The following is a 21292-nucleotide window of genomic DNA, read 5'->3' on the forward strand; positions in this document are numbered from 1 at the left end:
CAATGCTTCTGGGCACCATCTTTGCCAAGGACGTGCAGCGTCCCATCGAGGGCGTCATCAAGGCCGACGATACCTCGCACCTCGCTACCGAGGTCGAGGAGTATGTCCTGACCAACGAAGCCGCCAAGGGCCTGGAGACTTTGCTCGAGGAGTACACCGACTACCAGCACGCCAACGGAGTGTGGATCTCGGGCTTCTTCGGCTCGGGTAAGTCCCACCTGCTCAAAATGCTCGCCCACCTGCTGGGCGACGTCGATGGGCAGGACTTCACCCGCGTCCAGGTCGCCGAGGCTTTTCGGAGTAAGGCCTCGGCGGACAATGCGTTCCTTGCGGCGCTGCTAGACAAGGCTGACCGCATCGGCGCGTACAGCCTGCTGTTCAACATCGACCAGAAGGCCGACGTGATCAGCAAGGACCAGGAAGACGCCCTGCTGCAGGTCTTCGTCAAGGTCTTCAACGAGCACCGCGGCTACTACGGCAAGCAGGGCCACGTGGCCCGCTTCGAGCGCGACCTGGACCGCAATGGCCAACTCGAAGACTTCAAGGCCGCCTACCAGCGCATCGCGGGCAAGCCCTGGAACGTGGGGCGTGAGGAAAGCGTGCTGCAGGAGTTCAATATCTCGCAGGCCTACGCCGAGGTTTCCGGGCAGACCGAAGGCCGCCCCACGGGGATCCTAGCCAAGTACCGGCAGGAGCACTCGGTCTCCATCGAGGACTTTGCCGAGGAGATCAAGGACTGGCTGGACGCCCGGGACGATCCGCAGACGCGCCTGAACTTCTTCGTTGACGAGGTCGGACAGTTCATCGGCACCAATAGCAGGCTGATGCTGAACCTGCAGACCATCGCCGAAGCCCTCAACTCCAAGTGCAACGGGCGTGCCTGGGTGTTTGTGACCTCCCAGGAGGACATGGAGAAGGTCATAGGGGACCGTACCCGCTCCCAGAGCCACGACTTCTCCAAGATCCAGGCCCGCTTCAAGACCCGCCTGAAGCTGACCAGTGCTGATGTCGAAGAGGTCATCCGCAAGCGTCTGCTGCGCAAGAACGAGCAGGGAGCTGCCGTACTGGAGGGCGTGTACGCCGAGCAGCACCCCAACTTCCGCACCCTGTTCGACTTTGTCGAGGGCACGACCTACCGCAACTACCCCGGCGAAGACCCCTTCGTGGGCACCTACCCGTTCGTGACCTACCAGTTCCCGCTGTTCCAGTCCGCGATCCAGGGCATCTCCGATCACAACTATTTTGAGGGCCGTAGCAGCTCGGTCGGTGAGCGTTCCATGCTGGGGGTCGTGCAGGAGGTTGCCAAGGAGCTCGGAGACCTTCCAATTGGGTCGCTGGCGACCTTTGACCAGATGTACTCCGGCATCCGTGCGGCGCTGAAGTCTGCCACGCAGCGAGTCATCGCCCGCGCCGAGCAGAACCTGCCCGAAAACCAGCTGGCCATGCGCCTGCTCAAAGCCCTGTTCCTCGTCAAGCACGTCGAAGGGTTCGTCGCCAACCCGCACAATCTGACGGTGTTGATTACCGATGGGTTTGATCGGGATATCGCCGAGCTGACCCGTCAGGTCAAGGTGTCCTTGGACCTGCTGGAGACCGAGAACTACATCCAGCGCACCGGGACCGTGTATGCCTTCCTCACTAATGACGAGCAGGAGATGGAGGCGGAGATCAAGAACGTCGACATCGAACCTGGTGAGGTCAAGGGTCGACTGTTCAAGATTCTGTCGGAAAACGTGGTGCGCCTGAACAAGGTGCGCTACGCCAAGAACAACCAGGACTTTGCCTTCTCCTACAAGCTCGACGACCAGCCCTACAGCCGCAACCAGCAGGCTGACCTGACACTGCACTGCATCAGCCCGGACTACGAGTACGACTTCGATGTCGTCAAGGCTCACAGCGCGGGCCGGGACGAGCTGCGCGTGGTCCTGGGCGACGACGCCCAGGCCATGGGTGACCTGCAGCAAGTCATCCGCACCGAGAAGTACATCAAGCGCCGTCAGACGACATCACTGTCGGCTTCCCAGCAGCAGGTCCTGCAGGCCAAGGCCGCGCAGAACATTGAGCGCACCAAGGACGTGATCGAGCGGCTGCGCACCATGGTGGGCAAGGCTCGCCTGGTGATTCACACGGCCGAGGTGCCTGTGACCTCTCGTGATGCCGAGGCTCGCGTGCGTGAGGGCATGCAGGAGCTCATCACACGCACCTACACCAGCCTGCAGATGCTGGGCGGGGTGCGCTATCAGGACAACCAGATCCAGGCGGCAGTCAACCCTGAGGAGCAGGCCCTCTTCGATGCCGAGGGCCTGTCCAAGTTGGACGTGCCTGCCGGCGAGGTGCTCTCTCACGTGACTCGGCGGGGTAACAAGGGTGAGCAGGTCACCGTCAAGGCGCTGGTTGACCGTTACAGCACCAAGCCGTTCGGATGGGACCTGCCCTCCATAGAGGTCGTGATCGCCCATCTGGTGGGAACGAGCAAGCTCACCCTGAGCATGGACGGTGCCACCCTCAAGCGCACCGAGATCCCGCGGGCGCTGAGCAACACCCAGAAGCACTCCCACATCCTCGTCTCCCAGCAGAAGACCTTTGAAGCCCGCAAGGTCAAGGATCTGCAGACCTTCGCCAAGGACTTCTTCGACGAGCCGACCGTTCCCGGCGACCCGTTGGAGCTGGGCCGGTACGTGGCCGACAACCTGCAGAAGAGGCGCACCGAGCTGGCCGGCTATCAGGAGCAGCAGGGCCGCTACCCGTTCCTGGCTGGGCTGGACGGCCCGGTTGCGCTGTTGCAGCAGGCCGTGGGCAAGGGTGAGGAGTGGTACCTGACCGACTTCCCCATGGCCGAGGACCTGCTGGATGCCAAGGACGAGCAGATCACCCCGGTCGTGAGCTTCTTCAAGGGCGCCCAGAGGGGCATCTACGACTCCGCTCGCGACTTCCTGCAGACCAATAGCACCAACCTCGGCTACCTCGAAGCAGACGCCACTGGGCAGATCCAGGCCCTGCTGGACGACGAGAACCTGCTGCGAGGAGGCAAGATCACCAAGCTCAAGCAGGCCGTTGAGGACATGCAGGCCCAGGTTGCCGCCCGCGTAGAGCAGGCCGTCCAGGAGGTCGCGGCACGCATCACCGATCGGGTGCGGTTGCTGCAGGAGACCAGCGACTACCAGCAGGCTACTGACGCCGCCCGCCAAAAGGCCGACCAGACCGTCAAGGCCCTGTTGGACAGGATTGCCGCGGCTAACCAGATCGCCACGATCAACATGCTGGCTGGTGACTTCGCCGACACTGGCTACCCCGCGCTCCTGGACTCCCTGACCAGCAGCACGCCCCAGCCCGAACCCGAGCAGAACGGCGCCTCTGACAACTCTGGGAGCGGCACCGCAGGTGGGCGGGCCAGCACTCCCGTGCCTGTGCCGGTCAAGCACACGACCGTCTCCATTAAGCATGTCAAGGTCAATGGTGGGCCCACCCTGCTGGAAAGCCCCCAGGATGTGGACGCCTACCTCGATGCCCTGCGTCAGGCACTGATCACCACCATCGACTCCGGGAAGCGAGTGGTCCTGTGATGGACATCAATGCGCTGAGGAACTTCGCGACCTGGGCACGCACCGTCCTGCTGCGCGAGGTTGAGGCCCGTGCCACCAGCGTCTTGGCCGCAGGTTCGATCGAGCGCGTCGAACACCACGGGCGTGTCCGACGCCTGGAAGCTGACATTCAGGCGGCCGGAGGCGGACAGGCCGGCCGTCAGACTGTGGTTGACAAGGTCGCCTACACGTGGTTCAACCGCGTTATCGCGCTGCGTTTCATGGATGCCAACGGGTACACCGGTGTCGGAGTCGTCTCCCCGGCCGAGGGCCAGCTGGGCGGGCAGCCCGAGATCCTGGTTGATGCGAAGAATGGCGTTTTCGATGCCAACGTCGTGCGTCAGACTGTGATTGACGAGGTCAACGCCCTGCTGGACGAGCAGCGCACCAGCAACGACCCTCAGGGCGAGGCGTATGCGCGCCTGCTGGCCGAGTACTGCCATCACTGGCATCAGGCGATGCCGTTCATGTTTGAGTCCGACGACTTGCAGGACTACACCGAACTGCTGCTGCCCGCTACGCTGCTGGCCGAGGATTCCATCGTCTCCCGTGCCGCCACAGCCCTCACCACAGAGGTGTGCGAGGACGTCGAGGTCATCGGATGGCTCTACCAGTTTTACATCGCAGAGCGTAAGGACGAGGTTTTTGCGGGCCTCAAAAAGAACAAGAAGGCTGGCGCCGAGGAGATTCCGGCGGCCACCCAGCTGTTCACTCCGCACTGGATCGTGCGTTACCTCGTGGAGAACTCGGTGGGGCGCTTGTGGATGCTTAACCACCCCGGTTCTTCCCTGGTCGACCGGATGGACTACTACATTCCCCCGACCGGCCAGCAGGCCGACTTCCTGAAGATCACCTCTCCCGAAGAGCTCACGGTCATCGACCCGGCTTGCGGGTCCGGGCATATGCTTACCTATGCCTTTGACCTGTTGTACGCGATCTACGAGGAAGAGGGCTATGCACCCTCCGAGACCCCGGCCGCGATCCTGACCCACAACCTCTACGGCACCGAGATCGACCCTCGCGCTGCGGCCCTGGCCGCCTTCGCGCTGACGATGAAGGCTCGCGCTCGCCACCGCCGTTTCTTTGCCAAGCAGACTGAGCCCAACATCTGCGTGCTCAACCCGATCTTCTTTACCCCGACTGAGCTGGACCTCTTGATCACCAAGGACGGTGACCGGTACCAGGAGGAGATGTTCTGGAACCAGTTCCAGCATGCAGACACCCTCGGCTCGCTGATCAAGCCTGACGCCTCACTCATTGACCAGCTGCACCAGCACATCGAGACCACGCTCAAGGTCAGTGACGACCTCCTTACGGGGGCCCTATACCCCAAGGCGACGCGTGTGCTGCAGCAGGCCCAGTACCTGCAAGCCCGCTACGCCACGGTTGTCGCCAACCCTCCGTACATGGGCGGGCGCAGCATGAATGGGGTCCTGGCGGACTTCGCCATGGAGGAGTACGCCAACTCCAAGGCAGACCTATTCTCGATGTTCATCGAGCGGGCACTGAGCTTGCTGACCCAGCAGGGTCTGGCCGCAATGATCACTATGCAGGGCTGGGCATTCTTGTCCTCCTTTACGAAGCTGCGCGAGGCGGTCCTAGCTGAGACGAATGTCCACCTCTTCGCTCACCTGGGGCCCCGAGCCTTCGACAGCATCGGAGGCGAGGTGGTCACTACCGCAGCCTTCGTACTCGAAGAAGCGCCTGCGAAGCGGAGTGCAGGGACCTACATTCGCCTGACCGACGGGCGCAACGAAGCCGAGAAGAGCGCCACCCTCCGTGCCGCTGCCAAGGCGAAGAATCACCCGCAGCGTTACGAGGTCCACCCCGACGCTCTGAGTACTATTCCCGGCACCCCGCTGACGTACTGGGTCACCGAAGGTGCCGTGCAGGCCATCGCTAAGTTCCCGACTCTTGGTGAAGCCGCCAAGCCCCGCCAGGGCCTGGCAACCTCTGACAACGACCGCTTCCTCAAACAGTGGTGGGAGCCGGCTCTCGGCGAGATCGGTTTCGGAATGCCCGACCGTCCTGCCGCGCAGGATTCAGGGCGGCGTTGGTTCCCCTGCCAGAAGGGCGGACCCTTCCGCAAGTGGTACGGAAATCACTCGCTGGTGGTCAACTGGCACAACGACGGTGAGGAGATGGTCGCCCTTGCCACGGAGAGGTACGGCTCGCCTTCCAAGCGCATCCCTAGCATGGATTTCTACTTCCGCCAGGGCGGCACTTGGTCGACCATCTCAGCCAACTCCTTCGCCATGCGCTACAGCCCCGCCGGGTTCATCTCGGAAACCAAGGGCGCCATGTGCTTTGCGGACGACGAAGCGACCTTGAAGGCGATCATGGCCTACGCCAACAGCACTAGCGCCGACTACTTCCTGGGACTCACTTCCCCCACCTTGGACTTTCATGAGGGGCCGGTCAGCAGGCTGCCCTTCGATCCCGCGGTCTCGTCTGAAGTACTTGATCGAGTGGGTCGGTGTATCGAGATCGCCCGAGCGGACTGGGACTCCCGTGAGGAGTCCTGGGACTTTCAGCGTTCCCCGTTCCTGCAGGAGCACTTCACCACCACACAAGCGCTGGCCGAACGGTACGAGCTGATCCGCCAGCAGCAGCGCGATGAGGTAGACGAAGTCCGTGGACTGGAGGCGACGAACAACGCCTACTTCGCCGACCACTACGGGATCTCCGGTGATGTTGAGGTCGACGTGGCTACTGAAGACGTCGCCCTGTGCGCCAACCCCGACTTCACCTTCTCTTACCTGAAAAGCGTCGATGAGCGCGAGGCTGCCATGCGCGCCTCGATGGCCACGGACCTGGTGTCCTACGCGGTGGGGTGCATCTTCGGCCGCTACAGCCTGGACACGCCTGGCCTGATATTGGCCGATCAGGAAAGCGGCACGGCCGCCTATGAGACTGAGGTACCCGAACCGTTGTTCCTGCTGGATGAGGACAACGTCATCCCGATGCTGGGAGACGACCGGTTCGAGGACGACGTTGTCGCGCGTTTCCGTAAGTTTCTGCGAGCAGCGTTCGGTGAGGAGCGCTTTGAGGAGAACCTGCGGTTCGTGACCGAGGCACTGGCTGTCAAGGGCATGCGGGAGTACTTCGTCAAGAAGTTCCACGAAGGCCACGTCCAGCGATACAAGAAGCGCCCTATCTATTGGATGTTCTCCAGCCCGAAGGGGACCTTTAACGCACTGGTCTACCTGCACCGCTACACGCCCTCGACGCCCAGCACGGTGCTGGGCTACCTGCGCGAGTACCGCAACAAGCTGGCCTCTGCCCTGGAGAACGCCGAGCGCATCGCGCAGAGCTCTACAGGGCGCGAGGCCGCTGCCGCGCGCAAGGAGACCGTGCAGTTGCGCAAGGACTTGGTCGAGCTGGAGGCCTACGAGCATGAGGTGCTCTACCCCCTGGCCACCCAGCGCATTGAGCTGGACCTGAACGACGGAGTCAAGGCCAACTACCCGAAGCTCGGCCGTGCGCTGAAGAAGATCAATGGCCTGGAGGCCAAGTAGTGACTTCGATCGCTGCGCGCCTGCGGCGCCTGTTCGAGACCCAGCGGGTTGTGTTCTGGCACGACCCGGACGGCGAACACACCGCTCCCCTTGAGGTGCTGGACCTGCCCGGCGTCGAGGTCGTGCGAGTGCAGAACAACGAGTTCGCGCTCAAGCACCGCTTCCTGAGGGAAGAGCCCGAGACGAAGTTTCTCGTCTACAGGTCTGGTCAGGTCCCCGAGAAGACCGGGAACTGGTTGCTGGACCAAGAGCTGGCCTGGGGCGTGTTTTCGGCGGACAAGGCAACCCTTCTGCGCCATGACCTTGGCCTGGAGGGCGATGGAATCGACGAGATCGTGGCTGCCCATGAGGCATTCTTCTCCGACGAGACCTTGGTGGCGCTCCTCAAACCACGCCTGGCGGCAGGGGACGGACCGTTGAAACTACAGGCCAAGATGAGTGGGGTCCTGTTGGAGGAGAAGGACCACAGCCTGCGGGAGATCACCCGCAGGCTGTTGGTCGAGCATGCCTCGGGCAAGGGCAAGCAGACCGCGTTCTTTGACCGTCTGACCGAACACCACCTGGACTCCTACTTCTGGCAGGGCGCCGCCAGCATCTACGGGTACAAGTCGGCGCAGCCGAGTATGGCCGACTTCGTGCTGTGGCTCTTTACCCAGGCCTTCCGGCGCTTCCCCGGGAAGGACACGGCAGCCAGGGATATCCGCCTGGACTTCGAGTCCTGGCGCAACGGCCGGCGCAGCCAACAAGCCATGCAGAAGCTCGCCGAGAAGGTCGCCCAGGACATCTCTTACGCCGACCAGATTGAGAACCGTGACTTCCGCGACCTGTTGGAGGACGACGTCTTCCCGCAGACTGAGCAGAAGATTATCTCGGCCCTGGCCGAGAAAGTCGCTGACCGTACCATCCCGGCCAGCGAGGTTGCCGAGATCGTGCGCAAGCGCAAGCCGAACAGCCTCTGGTACGACCAGTATGAGGCCGCCTACCGGGGCCTGGAGATCGCGGCGGACCTGATCAATCGGTTGTGGACGATCGACCTGAACATCGTGTCCTTCGATGACGGGCTGACCAAGTACTGCACTGGCTGGTACGTCATCGACCAGCGCTACCGACAGTTCCTGCACCAGGCCCGAACCCTGGCCGACCGCTCCGACGTCCTGGAGCACCTGCGAGAACAGATCAACCGGCAGTACCTGAACCGGTTCCTGCAGCCGCTGGGTGAGGCCTGGTCGCAGCACCTACATGCCCTGACGGCCTGGAAGTCGGACGTGCTGCGCCCACAGACGAAGTTCTTCAACGACCACGTGGCCCCTCTGCACCGCAAGGACCGCCGCGTCGTCGTGATCATCTCCGACGCCCTGCGCTTCGAGGTTGCCGATGAGCTCAAGAGCGAGATCAACGGCCTGGACAAGTACTCCGCGGTCCTGGATGCCGAGAGCACGATGCTCGGGGTGCTGCCCAGCTACACCCAGATGGGCATGGCGGCCCTGCTGCCGCACACCACGATCGGCCCCACCGGCAAGGACGACCAGGTCCAGGTCGACGGACAGGCGGCCGGGGGCGCGGCCAACCGGTCCAAGATCCTCGCGGAGGTCGGTGGGACCGCGGTCAAGGCAGATGACGTGCTGAGCATGAAGCGTGATGGCCTGCGCGCGCTGCTGCAGGAGCACAAAGTCGTGTACGTCTACCACAACCGCATTGATGCAGTCGGCGACAAGATGGAGACCGAGCGCAACACCCCCGAGGCCGTGGCCGCCACCCTCGAGGACCTCAAGAAGCTCGTGCGGCTCTTGATGAACGCCTACGCCGGCACCGTGATGATCACTGCTGACCACGGGTTCCTGTACCAGGAGATCAAGCCCATCGACCCCGAATTCGTATCCGAGGAACTGCCGCAGGGCGACGAGATCTTCAAGCAGGCCCGCCGATACGTCCTGGGCAAGGGTCTCAAGGCCGCTCCCGCGCTGCACACCTTCACCGCCGCACAGATCGGCCTGGAAGGCGAGGGCGTGCAGGTGCAGGTTCCCCGGGCCAACCTGCGGCTGCGCCGCTCGGGCTCGGGCACCCGGTTCGTGCACGGCGGCGCCTCCCTGCAGGAGGTCGTGGTGCCAGTGGTCAAGGTGACCAAGAAGCGCACCAGCGACCTGTCTCAGGTCGGGGTCCGCATCATGGCCGAGGGCGACAAGATCACCACCGGGCAGATTGTGGTGCGCTTCTACCAGGAAGACGCTGTGACCGAGAAGGTCCAGGCTCGCACCGTGCGGGTTGGCCTGTACGTCGACAACGTGCTGATCTCCAACCAGCCCGAGCTGCACTTCGACCGCACAAGCGAGGACAAGCGCGACCGTTTCCAGGACGTGCGCCTGCTGCTGTCGCGGGAGGCTGACGAGCTCAACGACCGCACCGTTGAGTTGCGTCTTGATGAGCCCATAACCGGCACCACCGGGTGGAAGTCGATGCCGCAGAAGGCGACCTACACCCTCAAGCGCTCCTTCACCTCCGACTTCGACTTCTAGGGGCAGCCACGTGATCTACGACGACACCACCCCTAGCCCCACTACATCTGCTGGCGGGGTCGGGGTGCCGGTCAAGACGCCTCTGGACGAGAAGATAACCCGTCACTTCCCAGGCGTTGTCGTGCGCAAGGACCTGGTCAAGGCCGTCAAGGGCAACGCGATTGTGCCCTCCTACGTCCTGGAGTACCTGCTGGGCCAGTACGCGGCCTCCGACGACGAGGCCACCATCCAGGCCGGCATCCAGGCTGTACGCAAGATCCTTGCGGACCACTACGTGCATCGCAACGAGGCCGAGCTGGTCAAGTCGACCATCCGTGAGCGGGGCCGTCACAAGGTCATCGACCGGGTCACCGTCGCCCTCAACGAGAAGGACGATGTCTACCAGGCCGAGTTCGCCAACCTCGGCATCAAGGGCGTCGTCGTCAGCCCCGACACCGTCAAGAAGCACCTCAAGCTCCTGGTCGGGGGTGTGTGGTGCATCTGTGACATCGAGTACTTCCACACCGACGACTACCGCTTGGTGCCCTGGATCCTGGGCTCGATCAAGCCCATCCAGCTGTCCCACTTCGACTTCGCCGGATACATCCAGGCCCGTGGCGAGTTCACCACCGAGGAGTGGATGAACCTGCTGGTCCAGTCCATCGGGTTCAACCCCACGATGTTCTCCCGTAGGGCCAAGCTCATCCAGCTGGTGCGCTTGGTGCCGTTCGTCGAACGCAACTACAACCTTGTTGAGCTTGGCCCCAAGGGTACGGGCAAGTCCCACATCTACTCAGAGTTCTCCCCGCACGGCATGCTGATCTCCGGCGGCGAGGTCACCGTGCCCAAGCTCTTCGTGAACAATTCCAACGGGCGCATCGGCTTGGTCGGGTACTGGGACGTGGTTGCCTTCGACGAGTTCGCCGGCCGCAAGAAGCGCACCGACAAGGCGCTGGTCGACATCATGAAGAACTACATGGCGAACAAGTCGTTCTCCCGTGGTGTCGAGACCCTTGGCGCGGAGGCATCCATGGTCTTCGTCGGCAATACCTCCCACACCGTGCCGTTCATGCTCAAGCATTCCGACCTGTTCGACGAGCTTCCTGAGGCCTACCACGACTCCGCCTACCTCGACCGCTTGCACCACTACATTCCCGGGTGGGAGGTCGATACCATCCGCGAGGAGATGTTTTCCGAGGGGTACGGGTTTGTCGTGGACTACATCGCCGAGGTCCTCAAATCCATGCGCTCCGTGGATGCATCCGACCGGTACCAGGAGCACTTCACGCTCTCGAGTGACATCTCCACCCGTGACCGCGACGGCATCCACAAGACCTTCTCTGGCCTGATGAAGCTGCTCTACCCCCACGAGCAGGCTACGCCCGAAGAGATCGAGGAGGTTCTGCGGTTCGCCATCGAAGGCCGCAAGCGTGTCAAGGACCAGATCCTGCGTATCGACACCACGATGGCCGAGGTCCGCTTCGGCTACACAGACGCCCAGGGCACCTGGCACTCGGTGGCCACTGGAGAGGAGAAGGACTACCCGGAGTACTACAACAGCCGCCGCCGCAGCGCGGACGGCCAGATCCCGATCGAGGAGCCTGCGGCCGGTCCTGCTCTGGCAGACCAATCTGCCGCCCCCGCGACAGAGAAGAAGAAGTCAGTCGTCGAGGAGGTCCTCAAGAACGGTCTGGTGGAGTGGGAGGAAGGGCAGCGCGGGTTCACCTTCTCTCGGCAGATTGTCCCGTACCTGCGTGGGTCCTCCCAGATCACGCTGATTGACCCGTACATCCGCTCCTACCATCAGGCCCGCAACCTGATGGAGCTCATCGAGGGCATCGCCCGCGTCAAGGAGTCCGCTGACGAGATCACCCTCAAGCTGGTCACCGTGGAGGTCCCTGACGATGTCGAACGTGCCCAGAAGCAGCTGAAGTACCTGCTGCAGATCAAGAAGAACGCGGCCGTCCTCGGCGTGCTCCTGGACGTCCAGCTCGTCGACGATGGCTCTATCCACGACCGGTCCATCGCCACCGACACGGGTTGGAAGATCCTCCTGGGCCGTGGCCTGGATGTCTTCCAGAGGCCTGCCGAGTCCAACGCTTTCGACCTGTCGATCAAGTACCAGCAGTACCGGGAGGTACGCGGCTTCGGCATTACCTACCTGCGCCAGAATGAGCACATCGGCCAGTGACCAAGTGCGCGCGTGTCCAGCCAGGAAGCAGGGATTGCTCCGCAAGCTGGAGCTCACTTCCTGCGGCAACGCGGTGTGAGGTGCCTCGAGGTTTCCGGACAGGGACCCAATAGATCCCTGTGTAAAGAAGCGAGAGGCCCGATGAACTGACAGCGCTCGCCGAGCAGCAGCGCGTGCACGCCCTTGGGTGCGCTGGGAGGCCAATTACGCGCGAGTTGTGTATTTTTCTGCCTGAGGCCTAGGGGTACAGGAGTCGCATGAATCACGAGTGGCACCTCCGCTTTGTTCGAATTCCAGAAGGAACGCATCTTTCGGACTCTAAAGATTCCCCCGGCATTGAGCGCGACCTCCTGCGTGAAGACGGCACCAATAAGCTCTTAGGGCCCACCGAATCATTTCCGGCTGACGTGGACGCACTTCTTAGAGATCACGCGTATAAAACGGATTTACTAAGAAGCGCGGACGTGCGGGAGCTCTCGCCGGCCCAGCAAGCGCTGGCAGACGCGATAGCGGAAGCGCTCGAGGCAGTCGTAAGGGAATTTGTCGTCCCCGTTTTCAAGGAGGTCGTCGCGCCAGCTATAAAGCGGAAATTGAGCGGGATTGCCAAGAGCCTCCGATCTGCAATTAGAGAGGCTCGCGGCCAAGCCGGTACTACCGAACTGGCCGTTCTGACTGCAACTCCACCTGCAGATTCTTCCAAAGAATTGGACGCTGCGGTCGAGGAGCCTACAATCAGCATGAGTAGCGCAGAATTCCGGGAGCGCCTTATTGCGGCTCTAGTAGCCGAAGAATTCGCGGCAAAGCAGAAGAGAATGCTAACGTGTCCCCGCCTGCGTGCTCGAAGTCCAGCCGGAACGGCTGCGACAGCACCTCCGATGCGCCCAGGAAGTCCAGGGCGACCAGCAGCCGCATCTCCTCCAGCGACTCGAAGCCGTGTGTCTTGCCCGTTGACGCCATCACCTCAAGCCCGGGTCGATGCCGCTGCTTCGCCCGCCACGTGAAGCCCCGCATGGGCCGGGACGACAGCACCGGCACGTGAGCCATATCCCGGATCGGCCAGCAGACCTCGCCGGCACCCACCCGCCACGTCGAGCTCCATCGACGCGACCAGCCCTCCCCGAGCAGCAGCCGATCCCGCAAGCCCGGCATCCCCGTCGTACGCCGTGACAAGTTGGTCCAGATGACTTGAATCCGACGGGATCTTCGCTCTCGCTGCCTCGCCCACGTACCCACAGCAGCACCACGCGACCGGCAACGGCGACATTTCTCGGAACCGATCGCAACGCAGCGTTACGGGACCAAGATTCGCCAACTAGCGTGCTCGTTCGCCAACTAAAATTCTCGGTCACAACGAGGTCGCCGCCCTTCCCCTCCAGTCGATTGCATAAATCTGCAGAGCTGCGTATAGTCATGCCATCGACGAGGAGGACTCGATGGCGGTACGAGCAGCAGTGGCAGGAGCGAGCGGTTACGCGGGCGGAGAACTCCTCCGGCTGCTCCTCGCCCACCCTGAGATCGAGATCGGCGCCCTCACCGGCAACTCCAACGCGGGCCAGAAGCTCGGTGGCCTGCAGCCGCATCTGCTCCCGCTCGCCGGGCGGGTGCTCGAGCCGACCACCGCTGAGGTACTCACCGGGCACGAGGTTGTCTTTCTCGCGCTCCCGCACGGTCAGTCCGCCGCCGTCGCCGAGCAGCTCGGCGACGAGGTCCTCGTCGTCGACATGGGCGCCGACTTCCGGCTGGAGGACGCGGCCGACTGGGAGACGTTCTACGGCTCGCCGCACGCCGGGACCTGGCCCTACGGCCTCCCCGAACTGCCGGGCGCCCGTGCCGCGCTGCAAGGGACCAAGCGCATCGCCGTACCCGGTTGCTATCCCACCGCCGTCACGCTCGCCCTTTTCCCGGCATACGCGGCGTCGCTCGCCGAGGCCGAAGCGGTGATCACCGCCGCCTCCGGCACCTCCGGCGCGGGCAAGACGCCCAAGCCGCATCTGCTCGGCTCCGAGGTGATGGGCTCGATGAGCCCGTACGGCGTCGGCGGCAGCCACCGCCACACCCCCGAGATGATCCAGAACCTGAGCACGGCGGCCGGCGAGCGGGTCACCGTCTCCTTCACGCCCACGCTGGCGCCCATGGCTCGCGGCATTCTCGCCACGTGCAGCGCGAAGGCGAAGCCGGGCACGACGGCTCAGGACGTACGGACCGCGTACGAGAAGGCGCTCCAGGACGAGCCGTTCGTCCACCTGCTCCCCGAGGGCCAGTGGCCCGCCACCGCCTCCGTCCACGGGTCGAACGCCGTCCAGATCCAGGTCGCGTACGACGAGGCCGCCGGCCGCATCATTGCGATCAGCGCCATCGACAACCTCACCAAGGGCACCGCGGGCGGCGCGGTGCAGAGCATGAACCTGGCCCTCGGGCTCCCCGAGGACACCGGACTTTCCACGATCGGAGTCGCTCCGTGAGCGACGCACGCGCAGCCGCCGGGCTGCTGACAACTACGAAAGCCGCACCGCCGTGCCGCGCGGGCGGAGAAACGAACAAGGAGATGCAGTGAGCGTCACGGCAGCCAAGGGATTCACGGCGGCGGGCATCGCCGCCGGGATCAAGGAGAACGGCAATCCGGACCTGGCCCTCGTGGTCAACAACGGTCCCCGCCGCGCCGCCGCGGGCGTCTTCACCTCCAACCGCGTCAAGGCCGCGCCCGTCCTCTGGTCCGAGCAGGTCCTCCGCGGCGGCGAAGTCACCGCCGTCGTCCTCAACTCCGGTGGCGCCAACGCCTGTACGGGCCCGCAGGGTTTTCAGGACACCCACGCGACCGCAGAGAAGGCCGCCGAGGTGCTCGGCCAGAGTGCCGGCGAGGTCGCCGTCGCGTCCACCGGGCTGATCGGTCTGCTGCTGCCGATGGACAAGATCGTCGCCGGCATCGAGAAGGCCGCCACCGAGCTCTCCGCGCACGGCGGTGAGAAGGCCGCCATCGCCATCAAGACCACCGACACCGTCCACAAGACCGCTGTGGTCACCAAGGACGGCTGGACCGTCGGGGGTATGGCCAAGGGCGCCGGCATGCTCGCCCCCGGCCTCGCCACCATGCTCGTCGTCCTCACCACCGATGCCGACCTCGAGGCCGCGACGCTCGACAAGGCGCTGCGCGACGCCACCCGGCAGACCTTCGACCGGATCGACTCCGACGGCTGTATGTCCACCAACGACACCGTGCTGCTGCTCGCCTCCGGAGCCAGTGAGCTCACACCCCGGTACGAGGAGTTCGCCGAGGCCGTTCGGACCGTCTGCGACGATCTCGCCCGCCAGCTGATCGGTGACGCCGAGGGCGCCAGCAAGGACATCCGTATCGAGGTCATCAACGCCGCGACCGAGGACGACGCCGTCGAGGTGGGCCGCTCCATCGCCCGTAACAACCTCCTCAAGTGCGCCATCCACGGCGAGGACCCCAACTGGGGCCGGGTGCTCTCCGCCATCGGCACCACGCAGGCCGCCTTCGAGCCCGACCGGCTGAACGTCGCCATCAACGACGTCTGGGTCTGCAAGAACGGCAGCGTCGGCGAGGACCGGGACCTGGTCGACATGCGCTACCGCGAGGTGAAGATCACCGCCGACCTCTCCGCCGGGTCCGATTCCGCCGTGATCTGGGCCAACGACCTCACCGCCGACTACGTCCACGAGAACAGCGCGTACTCCTCATGAGCGCCCGTAAGCACACCGCGCTGCCGAAGGCCCAGATCCTCATCGAGGCGCTGCCCTGGCTGACCCGGCACAACGGAAAGACCGTCGTCATCAAGTTCGGCGGCAACGCCATGATCGACGAGGACCTCAAGGCGGCCTTCGCGCAGGATGTCGTCTTCCTGCGCCACGCCGGCCTCAAGCCGGTCGTGGTCCACGGCGGCGGTCCGCAGATCAGCGCCCAGCTCGACAAGCACGGCCTGGTCAGCGAGTTCAAGGCGGGCCTGAGGGTCACCACCCCCGAGGCCATGGACGTCGTACGGATGGTGCTGGCCGGTCAGGTCCAGCGTGAGCTCGTCGGGCTGCTCAACCAGCACGGCCCACTCGCCGTCGGCATGACCGGCGAGGACGCCCACACCATCACCGCCACCAAGCACCAGCCGCAGATCGATGGCGAGTTGGTCGACATCGGCCGCGTCGGTGAGATCACCAAGATCGACACGGGCGCCATCGAGGCGCTCCTGGGGGACGGCCGTATCCCGGTCATCTCCTCCATCGCGCGCTCCGCCGACGACAACCATGTCTACAACGTCAACGCCGACACCGCCGCGGCTGCACTCGCCGCCGCGCTGGGCGCCGAGACACTGATGGTCCTCACCGATGTCGAGGGCCTCTACGAGGACTGGCCGAACAGCGACGAAGTGATCAGCAGGCTCACCGCCACCCAGCTGGAGAAGCTGCTGCCCGACCTCTCCAGCGGCATGGTCCCCAAGATGGAGGGCTGTCTGCACGCCGTACGCAACGGGGTCAACACCGCGCGCGTGATCGACGGCCGGGTCCAGCACTCGATCCTGCTGGAGATCTTCACCGACGAGGGCATCGGCACGATGGTCGTGCCCGACGGACAGCTACCGCTAGAGGGGGAGTCATGAGCAACGAGGAGCTCACACAGCGCTGGCAGGGCGTGATGACGGACAACTACGGCACGCCGAAGCTTTCCCTCGTACGCGGCGAGGGAGCCAAGGTCTGGGACGCGGACGGCACCGAGTACACCGACTTCGTCGGTGGCATCGCCGTGAACGCGCTCGGCCACGCCCACCCCGCCGTCGTCGACGCCGTCTCCCGGCAGATTGCCTCCCTCGGCCATGTCTCCAACCTCTACGTCGCCGAGCCCCCCGTCGCACTCGCCGAGCGGCTGATCCAGCTCTTCGGCCGCCCCGGCCGCGTCTTCTTCTGCAACTCCGGCGCGGAGGCCAACGAAGCCGCCTTCAAGATCGGCCGGCTGACGGGCCGCACGCACATGGTCGCCACCGACGGCGGCTTCCACGGCCGCACGATGGGCTCCCTGGCCCTCACCGGCCAGCCGGGCAAGCGGGAGCCGTTCCTGCCGCTGCCGGGAGACGTCACACACGTCCCGTACGGCGATGCCGAGGCGCTGCGGGCGGTGGTCACCGAAGAGACCGCGCTGGTCGTCATCGAGCCGATCCAGGGCGAGAACGGCGTGGTCGTCCCGCCCAAGGGCTATCTGGAGGCCGCCCGGGAAATCACCCGGGCCACCGGCACGCTGCTCGTCCTCGACGAGATCCAGACGGGTATCGGGCGGACCGGCCACTGGTTCGAGTACCAGGCACACCAGGGCGTGGAGCCCGATGTCGTCACGCTCGCCAAGGGTCTCGGCGGCGGGCTCCCGATCGGCGCGACCGTCGCCTTCGGCCAGGCCGCGGACCTGCTCCGGCCCGGCCAGCACGGCACGACGTTCGGCGGCAACCCGGTCGCCTGCGCGGCCGGACTCGCCGTGCTCGACACCCTCGCGGCCGACGGAGTCCTCGACGAGGTGAAGCGCCTCGGCGAGAAGTTGCGCGACGGAATCGAGGGCGCCGACGGCAAGCACAGCCACCCGCTGGTCTCCCACGTCCGTGGCGAGGGCCTGCTGCTGGGTATCGTGCTCACCGAGCCCCTCGCACCGCAGGTGCAGCAGGCAGCTCAGGATGCCGGTTTCCTGGTGAACGCTCCCGCTCCCGATGTCGTGCGGCTCATGCCGCCACTGATCATCGGTGACGCGGAAGTGGACGCGTTCCTCCAGGCGCTTCCGGGCATCCTCGACGGTGCGTACGGGGAAGGACGATCCGGGGAATGAGACGACGACGATGACCGAGGCGCAGGACACCGAGCACGGCGGGCCCGCCGTACCGCAGACCCGCACGGCCCGCCACCGCCGGATCGTGGACATCCTCAACCGGCAGCCGGTGCGGTCGCAGAGCCAGCTGGCGAAGCTCCTGGCGGACAACGGACTGAGCGTCACCCAGGCGACGCTCTCCCGCGACCTCGACGAGCTCGGCGCGGTGAAGCTCCGCAACACCGGCGGTGAGCTGATCTACGCGGTGCCCAGCGAGGGTGGCTTCCGCACCCCACAGGCCCCGCTCGGGGAGTCGGCCAAGGAGGAGCGCATGCGGCGCCTCTCGGCCGAACTGCTCATCTCCGCCGAGGCCTCCGCCAACCTCGTGGTGCTGCGTACGCCTCCGGGCGCGGCCCAGTTCCTCGCCTCGGCCATCGACCAGGCCGAACTGCACGACATCCTCGGCACGATCGCGGGCGACGACACACTGATGCTGATCAGCCGCGACCCGAACGGCGGCCAGGCGCTTGCGGACCATCTGCTGCGCCTGGCCCAGAACGACCGCTGAGGCCACCGGCGGTCCCGTCGTCAGGCCGTCAACTTCGCCGTGTGGCGGGCGAATCCGCTGGTCCGCCAGGTACTGCCGTCGGCATTGACCGCAAAGCCCTCGGTATCGGGCAGCTCCTCCAGCCAGTCGCGGGCCCGCCCGCCCATGGCGTACGCGGCAGTCGCCCGGGCGTCCGCGTGGGTCAGCCCCGGGCAGACGACCGTCATCGACGCCATCGCCTCGGCGGGTGGCCGGCGGGTGCGCGGGTCGAGAATGTGGCAGCCGCGCTCGGCCGGGCCCGATGTGGCGACGGCGAGGCCCTCGTCGGCCTCGATCACCGTGACGAGCTCGCCCGGGTGCAGCGGATCACTGACGCCCACCCGCCAGGGGCCGCCGTACAGCTGGATGTCGCCGCCTCCGTTGAGGCAGACCGAATCCGCACCGGACGAGGCGAGCATGCGGACCGCGCACTCCACCGCCCAGCCCTTGACCAGACCGGTCGGATCGAGCTCGCCGGCGTAGCGGGCGGTGAACCAGCCGTCGCTATCCCGCTCCGCGTCCGCGCACAGCTCGAGCACTTCGGCGACCTCGGTGACACAGTCCCCGAGCGAGAGTTCGCCGCGGGCGAGTCGGCTGAGCTGGCTGTCCCGACGGTACGTCGAGAAGATCTCGTCCACGCGGTGCAGACCGACCACGGCGGCGGCGAGTCCGGCGCGCACCCTGGGAGAGTCGCTGCCGGTGGCGATACGGATGTCGAACGAGAAAACCGTGCCCATGGAGTGCTCGACATGGCGCAGGCGCTCCCCGGCGGGCATCACAGACCTGCCTTGTCGAGTGCGCTCTGCAGGGACTTGATGTAGCCCTGGCTGGTGTAGCTGGCCCCGGAGACCGCGTCGATCTGCGCGCTCTGCGCCGTGACCGCTGTCTGGTTCAGTCTGGGCACAGCCTTGGCGGCGATCTGCCGGCTGTTGGCGTCAGCGCTGGGCGCCTTGACGGCGTCGGCCGCGGTGACCTTGCCGCCGCTGACCGTGATACGGACCTGCACGGGGCCGTACTGGGTGTCGGCCACGTCGCCGAGGACGGTTTTCGTCGCCTGGGCGCCACCGGAGCCGGAGCCGGAGCCGGAGCCGGAGCCCGAGCCCGCACCGGAACCCGAGTCTCCCCCGGGCTGCGTCCCTGCTCCGGGTTGTGCACCGGCCTGCGCGCCGGACCCTTCGCTGCCGGAATCCCCGGCGCCGCCGCCCGCCGCCCCTGCAGTCCCCGCAGTCCCGGCCTTGTCGAGTGCGCTCTGCAGGGACTTGATGTAGCCCTGGCTCGTGTAGCTGGCCCCGGAGACGGCGTCGATCTGCGCGCTCTGCGCCGTCATCACGGCCTGGTTGAGCTTGGGGATCGCGTCGGCGGCGACCTGCCGGCTCCTGGCGTCGGCGCTGGGCGCCTTCACCGCCTGTGCCCCGGTGATTCTGCCGCCGTTGAGCGTGAGCTGGACCTGGACGTCGCCGTACTGCGTGCCGGCGACGTCACCGAGCACCGTCTGTCCCCCCGCGGCCCCGGCCCCGTTCCCGGCGGACACCGAGCCGGCGGGCGGCACCTGAGCCCCGGCCTGCGACGAGGCCCCGGCCACGGTGTTGCCCGGCTGCTTCAGTGCGAGCAGCAGGACGACACCTGACACGGTGGCGGCGGCGCCGATCATGATCCGGCGAAGCGGATGTTTCCTCTTCAAGGACGGCCTCACATCTCGAAGGACTCGTGGTGGATCCGGCGGGACGGCACTCCTGCTTCGCGCAGTGCCTGGTACGACTCCTCGGCGAGACCGGGCGGCCCGCAGAGATAGACGTCGTGCTCGTCGATGTCGGGCAGCACCTCCGTCAGCCGCTCGGCGGTGATCTCGGGCCGGGCACCGTCGGGACCGTTCACCGCGTACATCAGCTGTGCGTCCCGGCGCTGAGCGATCTGCTCGAGCTCGTTCCAGAGCGCCAGGTCCTGCCTCTTGCTGGCCCGGTAGAGCAGCGTCAGGTCGCCCGGGCCGCCGGGCAGCGTCTCGAACAGCGCGCGCAGCGGGGTGATCCCGGCGCCGCCCGCGATCAGCAGCACTTTGTTGCGGCTCCGGCGGCCGGCGGTCATGGCTCCGTAGGGGCCTTCTGCCCAGATCCGCGTCCCCGGCTCCAGCCGGGAGAGGGCCGTGCTGTGCTTCCCGACCGCCTTGACGGTGATACGCATCAGGGTGGGGCGGGGCGGGGCGGAGAGAGAGTACGGATTGGCGCTCCAGCGCAGCCCCTTGGTGAGGAACCGCCAGCGGAAGAACTGACCCGCCTCGGCACCGAGCCGGTGCAGCCGTCGCCCGGTGATCAGCACGGAGACCACACCGGGTGCCTCGTCCACGGTCGACTCGACCCGCATCCGGTGCCAGAGATTGAGCCGGACGGGCGACAGGACGCGGTACCAGAGCAGCAGTGCGCCGACCGCTCCGTACAGCACGTACCAGACGGTGCGCACCATCGGGTTCGCCGCGAACTCGGCACCCGTCGCCAGCTGGTGCCAGAAGGTCAGATACACCGCGACATAGGTGAGAAGGTGCAGGTAGTACCACGTCTCGTACGACATCCGTCGGCGTACCGCCCCGGCCGAGACGAAGCCGATGAGCAGCAGGAGCCCGGTGCCGATCGCCGCCTTGATCATTTCGGGGAAGTCGACGACGACGGTGACGGTCTGCTCCACGAGGCCGGTACGGGCCTGGACGGCGTATCCCCAGACGGTCAGCACGACATGCGCGACGATCAGACTGATCGCGTAGCGGCCGCTCATCGCGTGCCAGCGGGTCACCCGGTCGGACCCCACCCGCCGTTCCAGCGCCGGGACGCGTGCCATCAGCAGCACCACCAGCGCGATCATGTATCCGCCCAGCAGACCGGTGATCCTTCCGGCACCGATCAGCCACTCGGCGGTGGTCATATGCACCACCGCAGTGTTCTGCCACCACAGGGACAGCACGGCCACCGCCCCTGCCCAGGCGACGGCCAGCAGTGCCACCGCCGGGTCACGCTGGGGCCGGATCGCCCGCATGGTCTGGCGTCTTGCGGCCCGACCGCTCTGCAACATCGCCACGACTGCTCCTCGGCTGTACCTCTTTCGCGTACGGGGATACGCATACGAGGCGCGTGGAGTTCAACGC

Annotated in this window: 13 protein-coding genes; 9 read left to right on the forward strand and 4 right to left on the reverse strand. The window is 65.5% G+C overall.

Annotated features, from left to right (window positions below; genetic code table 11):
- Nucleotides 1-2: 2 nt before the first annotated feature.
- The 4 genes from brxC to brxL are packed head-to-tail and all read left to right on the forward strand — an operon-like array spanning nt 3 to nt 11782.
- A complete protein-coding gene (gene brxC / locus AB0D12_RS10360) occupies nt 3-3563 on the forward strand; it encodes a BREX system P-loop protein BrxC (protein WP_362679227.1) in 3561 nt (1186 codons plus the stop codon).
- Nucleotides 3563-7099 carry a BREX-1 system adenine-specific DNA-methyltransferase PglX gene (gene pglX / locus AB0D12_RS10365; protein ID WP_362679230.1) on the forward strand — a complete coding sequence of 1179 codons (3537 nt, stop codon included), beginning with the start codon at nt 3563-3565 and terminating at the stop codon, nt 7097-7099. Before brxC ends, pglX begins: the two co-directional genes overlap by 1 nt.
- A complete protein-coding gene (gene pglZ / locus AB0D12_RS10370) occupies nt 7099-9612 on the forward strand; it encodes a BREX-1 system phosphatase PglZ type A (RefSeq protein WP_362679233.1) in 2514 nt (837 codons plus the stop codon). The genes pglX and pglZ overlap by 1 nt, the downstream gene beginning before the upstream one ends.
- A gap of 10 nt (nt 9613-9622) precedes the next feature.
- Nucleotides 9623-11782: a BREX system Lon protease-like protein BrxL gene (brxL, locus tag AB0D12_RS10375; RefSeq protein ID WP_362679236.1), complete on the forward strand. Its 2160-nt coding sequence runs from the start codon at nt 9623-9625 to the stop codon at nt 11780-11782.
- A gap of 765 nt (nt 11783-12547) precedes the next feature.
- Here the strand turns inward: brxL and AB0D12_RS10380 are convergent.
- On the reverse strand, nt 12548-12862 hold the full coding sequence (locus AB0D12_RS10380) for a hypothetical protein (protein ID WP_362679239.1): 315 nt from the start codon (nt 12860-12862) through the stop codon (nt 12548-12550).
- Between the two features lie 353 nt (nt 12863-13215).
- Between AB0D12_RS10380 and argC the strand changes: the two genes are divergently transcribed.
- From argC to AB0D12_RS10405, 5 genes are all read left to right on the forward strand, one after another.
- Nucleotides 13216-14244 carry an N-acetyl-gamma-glutamyl-phosphate reductase gene (gene argC, locus AB0D12_RS10385; RefSeq protein ID WP_362679242.1) on the forward strand — a complete coding sequence of 343 codons (1029 nt, stop codon included), beginning with the start codon at nt 13216-13218 and terminating at the stop codon, nt 14242-14244.
- Nucleotides 14245-14332: 88 nt separating this feature from the next.
- Nucleotides 14333-15484, forward strand: coding sequence for a bifunctional glutamate N-acetyltransferase/amino-acid acetyltransferase ArgJ (argJ, locus tag AB0D12_RS10390; protein WP_362679245.1), 1152 nt, complete (start codon nt 14333-14335; stop codon nt 15482-15484).
- Nucleotides 15481-16392 carry an acetylglutamate kinase gene (gene argB, locus AB0D12_RS10395; RefSeq protein WP_362679248.1) on the forward strand — a complete coding sequence of 304 codons (912 nt, stop codon included), beginning with the start codon at nt 15481-15483 and terminating at the stop codon, nt 16390-16392. Before argJ ends, argB begins: the two co-directional genes overlap by 4 nt.
- On the forward strand, nt 16389-17597 hold the full coding sequence (locus AB0D12_RS10400) for an acetylornithine transaminase (RefSeq protein ID WP_362679251.1): 1209 nt from the start codon (nt 16389-16391) through the stop codon (nt 17595-17597). The genes argB and AB0D12_RS10400 overlap by 4 nt, the downstream gene beginning before the upstream one ends.
- Before the next feature lie 10 nt (nt 17598-17607).
- The gene (locus AB0D12_RS10405) at nt 17608-18144 is read left to right on the forward strand and encodes an arginine repressor (protein WP_327322363.1); all 537 of its coding nucleotides are present in this window, start codon (nt 17608-17610) and stop codon (nt 18142-18144) included.
- A 20-nt stretch (nt 18145-18164) separates the two neighbouring features.
- Here the strand turns inward: AB0D12_RS10405 and AB0D12_RS10410 are convergent, their stop codons facing one another.
- From AB0D12_RS10410 to AB0D12_RS10420, 3 genes are read right to left on the reverse strand one after another with little or no spacing between them, the layout of a single operon-like run.
- Complete coding sequence (locus AB0D12_RS10410; RefSeq protein WP_362679254.1) at nt 18165-18938, reverse strand: FAD:protein FMN transferase; 774 nt, start codon at nt 18936-18938, stop codon at nt 18165-18167.
- A complete protein-coding gene (locus AB0D12_RS10415; RefSeq protein ID WP_362679257.1) occupies nt 18938-19843 on the reverse strand; it encodes an FMN-binding protein in 906 nt (301 codons plus the stop codon). The genes AB0D12_RS10410 and AB0D12_RS10415 overlap by 1 nt, the downstream gene beginning before the upstream one ends.
- An 8-nt stretch (nt 19844-19851) precedes the next feature.
- Nucleotides 19852-21219 (reverse strand): ferredoxin reductase family protein, encoded by a 1368-nt coding sequence (locus tag AB0D12_RS10420; protein WP_362679721.1) that lies wholly within the window; start codon nt 21217-21219, stop codon nt 19852-19854.
- Nucleotides 21220-21292 lie beyond the last annotated feature (73 nt).

Origin of the sequence: Streptomyces sp. NPDC048479 (assembly GCF_040651435.1) — a bacterium.
Classification (GTDB): Bacteria; Actinomycetota; Actinomycetes; order Streptomycetales; family Streptomycetaceae; genus Streptomyces.

Excerpts from the sequence above, each read along its gene's own strand:
- brxC (WP_362679227.1), top strand. The coding sequence starts at position 3 with ATGCTTCTGGGCACCATCTTTGCCAAGGACGTGCAGCGTCCCATCGAG.
- pglX (WP_362679230.1), top strand. The coding sequence starts at position 3,563 with ATGGACATCAATGCGCTGAGGAACTTCGCGACCTGGGCACGCACCGTC.
- argC (WP_362679242.1), top strand. The coding sequence starts at position 13,216 with ATGGCGGTACGAGCAGCAGTGGCAGGAGCGAGCGGTTACGCGGGCGGA.
- argB (WP_362679248.1), top strand. The coding sequence starts at position 15,481 with ATGAGCGCCCGTAAGCACACCGCGCTGCCGAAGGCCCAGATCCTCATC.
- AB0D12_RS10400 (WP_362679251.1), top strand. The coding sequence starts at position 16,389 with ATGAGCAACGAGGAGCTCACACAGCGCTGGCAGGGCGTGATGACGGAC.
- AB0D12_RS10405 (WP_327322363.1), top strand. The coding sequence starts at position 17,608 with ATGACCGAGGCGCAGGACACCGAGCACGGCGGGCCCGCCGTACCGCAG.
- AB0D12_RS10410 (WP_362679254.1), bottom strand. The coding sequence starts at position 18,938 with ATGCCCGCCGGGGAGCGCCTGCGCCATGTCGAGCACTCCATGGGCACG.
- AB0D12_RS10420 (WP_362679721.1), bottom strand. The coding sequence starts at position 21,219 with ATGTTGCAGAGCGGTCGGGCCGCAAGACGCCAGACCATGCGGGCGATC.